The organism is Bradyrhizobium sp. STM 3809 (assembly GCF_000239795.1).
Taxonomy (GTDB): Bacteria; Pseudomonadota; Alphaproteobacteria; order Rhizobiales; family Xanthobacteraceae; genus Bradyrhizobium.
In genome coordinates this window covers 1-7731 of the sequence record NZ_CAFJ01000478.1, presented here as the reverse complement: position 1 = coordinate 7731, position 7731 = coordinate 1, and the positions used below count along the sequence as shown (strand labels likewise).

Below are 7731 nucleotides of genomic sequence, written 5' to 3'. Positions count from 1 at the left end.
GGGATCGACAACTACGTGCGCGTCGAGGTCCGGTAGAACGGCGTGTGCGCGGTGCTGTCGAAATAACCATCGTAGAACTGCTTGACGTAAGGGAACACCGCGAGGCCGAGCTCGCGGCGGGCGACCTCCTCCTCGCTGCGCGGCCTGGCGAGGATGCCGGCGATCTCGGCCAGCACCTCGTCGCGGTTGATGCGGGTGAAGCGGCTGTCGGCGTAGACGACCTCGCCGCCGACATAGACCGCCGACACGTGCTGCGACTTGGCGCGCTGGACGAGCGCATCGAGCATCGGGATGTCCGGATCCTGGAACGGCCAGGTTGCGGCGTTCCAGTCGATCAGCACCGCGTCGAACAGCCGGCCCTGCTCCAGTTTCCCGATGCTCTCGCCGAACGCGGTGGTCTTGGCGCCGCCTTCGGTCGCCATGCGCACGATCTGCGGCGCCGTCGGCACCTCGTCGTCCATGCCGGGCGTGCGATGGACGCGCAACGCCAGCTTCAGCTCCTGCAGCATGTCGCGATCCTCGTTGATCCCTGCTTCATCCAGCCCCATGCCGATGGTGATGCCCTTCTTCTCCCAGACATTCAGCGGCGCCAGCCCCGAGCGCAGCCGGAAGTTCGACGAGCAGTTGTGGCATATGCAGGTGCCGGTGTGGGCGACGATGTCGATGTCCTCCTCGGTCAGCCAGACACCGTGGCCGAGCGTCATGTGCGGGCCGAGCACGCCGAGATCGTGCAGGTGGCGCACCGCCGTCTTGCCGGTCCGCCGCCGTGCATATTCCTTCTGATAGGCGGTCTCCAGCAGGTGCATGTGCATCGGCACCTTGGACGCGCGCGACTTCTCGTGGAGCGCCACGAGACCGTCATCGGTGCACCAGTGCAGATTCGCCGGCGCGAGCTGGATCTTCGTCAGCGTCTCGCCCTGGTTCTCCGCCGTCAGCACGTCGAACAGCTTGATGTAGTCGTCGAACGGCACCTGCTGCGCCTTCAGGTGCGCGGCCAGCCGCTCGTTCCACGGCGCCGGAAGGCGGGCGCAGAACGCCTCGTCGGCCTCGTAGACCAGCCGGTTCTGCTCGCGCACCGCGTAGCAGTACGACGCGCGCATGCCGATGGCGCGATAGGCCTGCAGCACCTTGGTGGCGGCGCCGTGGATGGCGTCGAAGCCGCCGGCCATCCAGCCGTGGATGTGCTGCACGGTGGTGACGCCGGAGGCGATCATCTCGAACGCCGAATACAACGTGTCGAGATAGAGGTCGATGCGGCGCGCCGGCAGGCGGCTGGCGAACCACAATTCCAGCGCATGATCGGGCGAGCCGAGCTGCAGCGGCGTCAGCCCGACATGGTGGTGGCTGTTGACGAAGCCCGGCAACATCACGTGGTTCGGATGGCGCTTCACCGTGGCCTGTGGCGCCAGCCGCTCGAGTTCGGCGAACGGTCCGACCGCGACGATCACGCCGTCGCGGGCGAGCACGCCGCCGTCCTCGATCACGACGGGCGTGTGCCGGTCCTGGATTCCCGAGACGACCCACTTCGCCCCGACCAATACCTCAGTCATGTCTCGTTCTCCCTCTCACAGGCCCGACTGCTCGGCGAAGGCCTTGTCGACCTCGGCGGCGAGCAGTACGGTGAAATAGTCGCGATATTCGTGATAGCGCGGCGAGCGCGTCGGCCGCGGCCGCGGCAGGTCGATCGGCACGATCTGCTTGACCCGGCCCGGCCGCGCCGTGAACACGATGACGCGGTCGGCGAGGCTGATCGCCTCGTCGATCGAATGCGTCACCAGCAGCACCGAGGCGCCGCTGTCCTGCCAGATCTGCAGCAGGAAATCCTGCAGCTTGGCGCGGGTCTGGACGTCGAGCGCGGCGAACGGCTCGTCCATCATCAGGACCCGCGGCTGCATCACCAGCGCGCGGGCGAACGCGGCGCGCTGGCGCATGCCGCCGGACAATTCGTCCGGCTTCTTGTCAAGCACGTCGCCGAGCCCGACCCGGCGCAGGATCTCGCGCGCCTTCTCTCTGCGGCGCTCCGGCAGCTCGGCGCGGATAGCGAGGCCGAAGGCGACGTTGTCCAGGATCGTGAGCCAGGGAAACAGCGAGGCCTCCTGGAAGATCAGGCCGCGCTCCGGCGAGGGACCTGAGATGGCGAGGCCGTCATCCTCGATGACGCCGTTGCTCACGCCTTCGAGCCCCGCGATCATGTAGAGCAGCGAGGACTTGCCGCAGCCGGAGGGACCGAGCAGCACGACGAATTCGCCGGGCGCGACGTCGAAGGACAGGTCGTCGATGGCGCGCAGCGGCGGCCGCCCCTCGACGTCCCAGGTCTTGCCGACGTTGCGGATCGAAACGGCCGGACGCGGCATCACACCCCTCCCCGGTTCGGCGCCACCCACCACAGCATGCGGCGCTGGATCTGGCGCAGGCCCCAGTCGCTGAGGAAGCCGAGCGCGCCGATCACCGCCATGGTGAAGAACACCAGCTTGGCGTTGAAGGTCGCGCGCGCCATCGAGATGATCTGGCCGAGCCCGGTGCCGACGCCGACGGTCTCGGCAATCAGCACCACCATCCAGGCACCGAACAGATTGAGCCGGAGCGTCATGAACAGGCTCGGCAGAATCGATGGCAGGATGACGCGCCAGAACAACTGGGTCTGCGTCGCGCCCATGATGCGGGCGACATGGATGTAGTTGACCGGCACGCTCTCGATCTGCGCTCCGGTCGACAGCACGATGGTAAAGAACACGGTGATGAAGACCAGGAAGATTGCCGGCACGTCGCCGATGCCGAACACGAAGATCGCGACCGGCAGCCAGGCCACCGGCGAGATCGGCGCCAGCAGCAGCACCGTGGGCATCAGCAGGTTGCGCAGCCAGCGCACGTAATGCAGCGCGGCGCCGACTGCGACGCCGCTGACGAAGCCGAGCGCGAGTCCCGTGAAGACGCGGAACGTCGTCCAGAACATCGTGATGCCCAGCGCGCCGACGCCGCCGCCCGAGGCGACCGAGCCGACGCGGTTGGAGCGGTCGAAGAATTTCAAGGTGCCGGGGATATCCTGCAGGAACAGATGCGGCGGCGGCAGCAGCAGCGGGTTGACTTTTTCGAAGGACCACAGCGCCTCCCAGATTGCGGCGAACAGGCCGATCGAGACCACGCCCCAGCCGAGCGCAGCGAGCTGGCGCCGCGCCTTGCGCCAGTTGCGACGGGTTTTAGGAGGTAACGGCAGGTCTGCAGCCGGAGCACCTACGGCCACGGTGTCAGTTGTCATGCGTATGATCCGCAAGGTCTGCTGTTTCTGGGGTCATGGGCCTTATGGTTCGAGACGCGTCGCAAGAGCGACGCTCCTCACCATGAGGGTTGAAAGTGTCGCCGCGGGCAACGCCCTCATCCTGAGGAGCCGGCCGGAAGGCCGGCGTCTCGAAGGATGGGCCACAACGACCACTCACGCCGATTTCAGCTTCAGCCCGTCATACAGCGTCTTGTTCTCGGCGATGACGGCCTCCAGCAGCGACCAGTCGAAGGCGCCCTGGTCGGGCAGCTTCTTGACGTAGCCGAGCTCCTTCATCGACATGCCGCGGTCGATGATGAACTGGGTCTGGCTGCGCTGGTCGACCACGATCGGCTGCTTCGACGACGCATCGACCGCGGCCTCCATCGAGGTCTTGTAGTACTTGCCGACGGTGTCCTTGAGCGCGGCCGTCTTGTCGGCCTCGGCCTGGCTCTGCGCCACCATCAGCGCCTTGATGACCGCCTTCACCGCCGCCGGGTTCTTCTCGATCAGCGGCACGCGCGCCGCCAGCACGCAGTCGGAATAGCCCTTGCCGTAGAGGTCGGTGCCGTCGGACAGCACGGTCGCGCCCTTGCGCTGCTGCACGCACTGCGTCGCATAGGGCTCGATATGGCAGATCGCGTCGAGCGCGCCGGCCATGAAGGCCTGGGCAAGCTCCGGCGAGGTGTCGAGATATTTGATGTCGACGTCCTTGAACGACAGCCCGGCCTTCTTCAGGTAGTCGTAGGGCAGCACCTCGAGCGTATCGGCCTGGAAGGTGCCGAAGGTCTTGCCCTTCAGATCGGCAGCGGAGGCGATGCCTTCCTTGGCGACGATGATGCAGCCCTGCACGCCGCCGCCGGCGACGATCTTCACCGGCGCGCCGGCATCGTACAAGGTCATGAAGTTCGAATACGGGATCATCGAGATGTCGACGAGGCCGGCGCCGAACATCGTCGTGATCTCGGTGTTCGACGGCGTCACCACGAATTCGAGTTCGACGCCGTCGGCCACCGTGAGGTTGCGCTCCTTGGCGAGGAAGATGCCCATGTTGCAGAAGCCGGAGCCGTGGGTGGCCTTGATCACGGTCCCGGCATGCGCCGGCGTCAGCAGCGCGGCGAGATGGGCTGGAACGGCGACGGTGGCGGCTGCGGCGGCCACCGATGACTTGATGAAGTTGCGGCGAGAGAAGCTGCGATAGAAGGTTCCGTCACGATCGCACATGCGAGTCTCCATCCATGACGACGGGATGGACCCCATGATGGCGACGAGCCGTAAGGCTCCACCGACGGTGGGCGCGACCTGCATCGTCCCACCGATCCCACGGGATCCCGACGATGGGCACGCCAACCCAAGAGAGCGATGCTCTGCGCTGCTCACAACTACGCAAGCCGCGTGCCAACGAACAGGTGTTGGACTCGCGACGGAATTTCTCGTCATGCCATGTGCGTAGCGACGGCTGCGCTCAATCTCGCATCAGCCTGCCTACCGCAGCAGCATGCGCGGCACGAGATCCGTCAGCCCGGCGCGGCCGCCGGCGAAGTCGAACGATGCCGCCGTCGCCTCAGCCCGGCACCGCCCCCCTCGGCAACCGCGTGATACAGGTGCACGCCGCTCACACGACGGCCCGCAGCCGCAAGTCGGTGCGACGGCGCGAACTCATCGCTTTGCGTCAGGCTTCGGCCAGTGCCTGAGCGCGACGTCTGCGACGCCCTGCAGCTGTTTGCGGGTGGCGCCGCCCGCGGACAGCACGGCCATGCCGTAGATCAGGGCCGACAAATAACGTGCGAGATCGGCGGGATCTTCATCGGTCGCGAGGTCGCCCTCCTTCGCGGCGCGCCGCAGCCGGTTCTTGATCGCGGCCTCGCCGCGACCGCGACGCGCAGCGAGGTCGTTACGGACCGCTTCGGATTCGACGCCGCAGGCCAGCGCTCCCTGCACACCCAGGCAGCCAGGCGGATTGTGCCTGTTGCCGTGGAGTTCCACCGGCCCGTTCAACAGCAGGCGTACGGCCTCGAGCGCGGTCGGCGCCGCCTCGGCGGCCTTCCGATAGCCGCCGGCACGCGCCTCGTAGCAATCCATCACACGCCGGAACAGGCCCTCTTTGTTGCCGAATGCCGCGTACAGGCTGGCGCGGGTGATTCCGAGCGCCTCGGTCAGGTCCGCCATCGACGTCCCCTCATATCCGCGCTGCCAGAACACGCCGAGCGCGCGCTCGAGCGCCTGGTCGATGTCGAATTCGCGAGGCCGTCCCGCGTTCATGTTGCACCTCGTGCCGTAAGTTCCTGCTTGCCTATTCTAGATCGATCGTTCTAGATTAATCTCGTCGGCCGCTCCCGGGCCGGGCGGAGGTTCCGATGCGCGCAAGATGTCTCTGGATGGTCTTGTTGCTGCTGGTGCCTTCCTTGGCCAACGCTCAGCCCGACTCCTTTCCGTCCCCCTTCGAGATCAAGATGATCGGCGCCAATGGTACACGGATTCACGTGCGCGTTGGTGGTAACGGACCGGCTGTCATCCTGATCCACGGCTTCGGCGACACCGGTGACATGTGGGCGAAGCTCGCCCTGGACCTGGCGCGGGATCACACCGTCGTGGTGCCGGATTTGCGCGGCATGGGGCTGTCGGCCAAGCCGGCGGATGGCTACGACAAGAAAACGCAGGCCGCCGACATGCGTGCGGTGCTCGAGGCGCTGGGCATCGACAAGGCTGTGGTCGTCGGCCACGACATCGGAACCATGGTGGCCTACGCCTATGCGGCGCGCTATCGCGACAAGACCGAGAGACTGGTCGTCATGGACGCGCCTGTCCCCGGCGTGCCGCCATGGGACGAGATCGTCCGCAGCCCGCAACTCTGGCACTTCGATTTCGGCGGCCCCGATGCGGAGCGCCTCGTGAAAGGCCGCGAGCGCATCTACCTCGACCGGTTCTGGAATGAATTCGCAGGCAATCCTGCGAAAATCACGGAAGCCACGCGTCGCCACTACGCATCTCTGTATGCGCAGCCCGGGGCGATGCGTGCCGCCTTCGCGCAGTTCAGGTCGATCCGCGGGGATGCCGAGGATAACAAGACGACTCTGACGCCGAAGCTTTCCATGCCGGTGCTCGCGATCGGCGGCGAGAAATCGTTCGGCGCGATGGAAGCCGTTGTGATGCGCAATGCCGCCACTGACGTCACCGAGGTGGTCATTCCCGACGCCGGCCACTGGCTCATGGAGGAGCAGCCCGCGGCAACCGTGAAGGCCGTGCGCCAGTTTCTCGAGGGGAAGTAGCCGGAGCGCTACATTTGTGGTTCGCAGGCCAGGCTGGGGGCGCGCCCTGCAGACCTTTCAATACAGCCAGGCGTGAGCGCCGCACCCGCGCAAATCCACCTTAAGAAACCACACGAGATCTGCTCAGCCCGGCGCCGGCTGATGCGCGGCCTCGGCCTTGGCGACAAACCCCTTGGCGAGCGCGTGATAGAGCCCCTCCTCGCAGATCAGTCGCGAGGTGCCATAGGCGATCAGCGAGGCCATCATCAGCGGCACCACCATGGCGTGGTTGTCGGTCATCTCGGTCACGATGACGAAAGCGGTGATCGGCGCCTGCACCACGCCGGCGAAATAGGCGACCATGCCGAGCAGCATGATCGGGGCCAGGGCGGTGTGCTGGAACAGGCTGGCGACGTTGGCACCGATGCCGGCGCCCACCGCGAGCGACGGCGCGAAGATGCCGCCGGGAATGCCGCTGATCGCGGCGAAGGTGGTGGCGAGGAACTTCAGCACGCCGAAATCAGCCGGCAACGGCGTGCCGCTCTCCAGCGCCGCCTTCACCTGCGCGTAGCCGGTGCCGTAGATCGTGTCGCCCGAGACGAGGCCGCAGAGCGCGACGGCGAAGCCGCAGGCGAGCGCGAAGGGCAGCGGCCGCTGCTTGATCGCGCGGCCGAGCGCGCCTGGCAAGCCGCGCGCCATGGTGATCAGGATGCGGCTGAACAGGCCGCCGGCAGCGCCGCCGAGCACACCGCAGACCGGCACGGCGAGCCAATCGACGCCCTTCGCCAACGCGATCGGGGTCGTGCCGAAATAGGCGTAGTTGCCCATCAGCGCCAGCGAGGTCAGGCCGGCGGCGATCACGGTGGCGATGACGAGGCTCGAGGTCCGCGTCTCGAAGGCGCGGCTCATCTCCTCGATGCCGAAGACGATGCCGGCGAGCGGCGTGTTGAAGGCGGCGGCGACGCCCGCCGCAGCGCCGGCCAGGATCAATCCGGGCTGCCGGCGCGGCGACAGCCGTCCGAGCGCGAACATGATGGAGGCGCCGACCTGCACGGTCGGCCCTTCGCGGCCGACCGAGCCGCCGCAGAGCAGCCCGAGCAGGGTCAGCAGCACCTTGCCGATGGCGATACGGATCGACACCAGCGGACTGCGCGCGCTGGTATCGGTCAGATGCCGGGCGGCGATCGCCTGCGGGATGCCGCTGCCTTGGGCGTTCGGGAAGAAGCG

At 66.9% G+C, this 7731-nt stretch carries 7 protein-coding genes; 1 reads left to right on the top strand and 6 read right to left on the bottom strand.

Annotated elements, in window-relative coordinates; translation table 11 throughout:
• Positions 1–11: 11 nt before the first annotated feature.
• The 5 genes from BRAS3809_RS22175 to BRAS3809_RS22155 all read right to left on the bottom strand — a co-directional run bounded on the left by BRAS3809_RS22175 (position 12) and on the right by BRAS3809_RS22155 (position 5518).
• A complete protein-coding gene (locus BRAS3809_RS22175; RefSeq protein ID WP_008964273.1) occupies positions 12–1550 on the bottom strand; it encodes an amidohydrolase family protein in 1539 nt (512 codons plus the stop codon).
• Positions 1551–1565: 15 nt separating this feature from the next.
• Entirely contained in the window at positions 1566–2354 is a 789-nt protein-coding gene (locus BRAS3809_RS22170; protein WP_008964272.1) for an ABC transporter ATP-binding protein, read from the bottom strand.
• Positions 2354–3256: an ABC transporter permease gene (locus BRAS3809_RS22165; RefSeq protein ID WP_008964271.1), complete on the bottom strand. Its 903-nt coding sequence runs from the start codon at positions 3254–3256 to the stop codon at positions 2354–2356. Before BRAS3809_RS22165 ends, BRAS3809_RS22170 begins: the two co-directional genes overlap by 1 nt.
• A 174-nt stretch (positions 3257–3430) precedes the next feature.
• On the bottom strand, positions 3431–4480 hold the full coding sequence (locus BRAS3809_RS22160) for an ABC transporter substrate-binding protein (RefSeq protein WP_008964270.1): 1050 nt from the start codon (positions 4478–4480) through the stop codon (positions 3431–3433).
• A gap of 435 nt (positions 4481–4915) precedes the next feature.
• The gene (locus BRAS3809_RS22155) at positions 4916–5518 is read right to left on the bottom strand and encodes a TetR/AcrR family transcriptional regulator (RefSeq protein WP_008964269.1); all 603 of its coding nucleotides are present in this window, start codon (positions 5516–5518) and stop codon (positions 4916–4918) included.
• 116 nt (positions 5519–5634) lie between these two features.
• Here BRAS3809_RS22155 and BRAS3809_RS22150 point away from each other — a divergent pair, with 116 nt between their 5' ends.
• Entirely contained in the window at positions 5635–6525 is an 891-nt protein-coding gene (locus BRAS3809_RS22150; protein ID WP_240535741.1) for an alpha/beta fold hydrolase, read from the top strand.
• A 123-nt stretch (positions 6526–6648) separates the two neighbouring features.
• Here the strand turns inward: BRAS3809_RS22150 and BRAS3809_RS22145 are convergent.
• A partial coding sequence (locus tag BRAS3809_RS22145) for a chloride channel protein (protein WP_035657597.1) occupies positions 6649–7731 on the bottom strand: 1083 nt, incomplete at its 5' end.

What these genes read in the sequence shown, in the direction of transcription:
- BRAS3809_RS22175 (WP_008964273.1), bottom strand. Translation starts at nt 1,550, where the DNA reads ATGACTGAGGTATTGGTCGGGGCGAAGTGGGTCGTCTCGGGAATCCAG.
- BRAS3809_RS22160 (WP_008964270.1), bottom strand. Translation starts at nt 4,480, where the DNA reads ATGTGCGATCGTGACGGAACCTTCTATCGCAGCTTCTCTCGCCGCAAC.
- BRAS3809_RS22170 (WP_008964272.1), bottom strand. Translation starts at nt 2,354, where the DNA reads ATGCCGCGTCCGGCCGTTTCGATCCGCAACGTCGGCAAGACCTGGGAC.
- BRAS3809_RS22155 (WP_008964269.1), bottom strand. Translation starts at nt 5,518, where the DNA reads ATGAACGCGGGACGGCCTCGCGAATTCGACATCGACCAGGCGCTCGAG.
- BRAS3809_RS22165 (WP_008964271.1), bottom strand. Translation starts at nt 3,256, where the DNA reads ATGACAACTGACACCGTGGCCGTAGGTGCTCCGGCTGCAGACCTGCCG.
- BRAS3809_RS22150 (WP_240535741.1), top strand. Translation starts at nt 5,635, where the DNA reads ATGGTCTTGTTGCTGCTGGTGCCTTCCTTGGCCAACGCTCAGCCCGAC.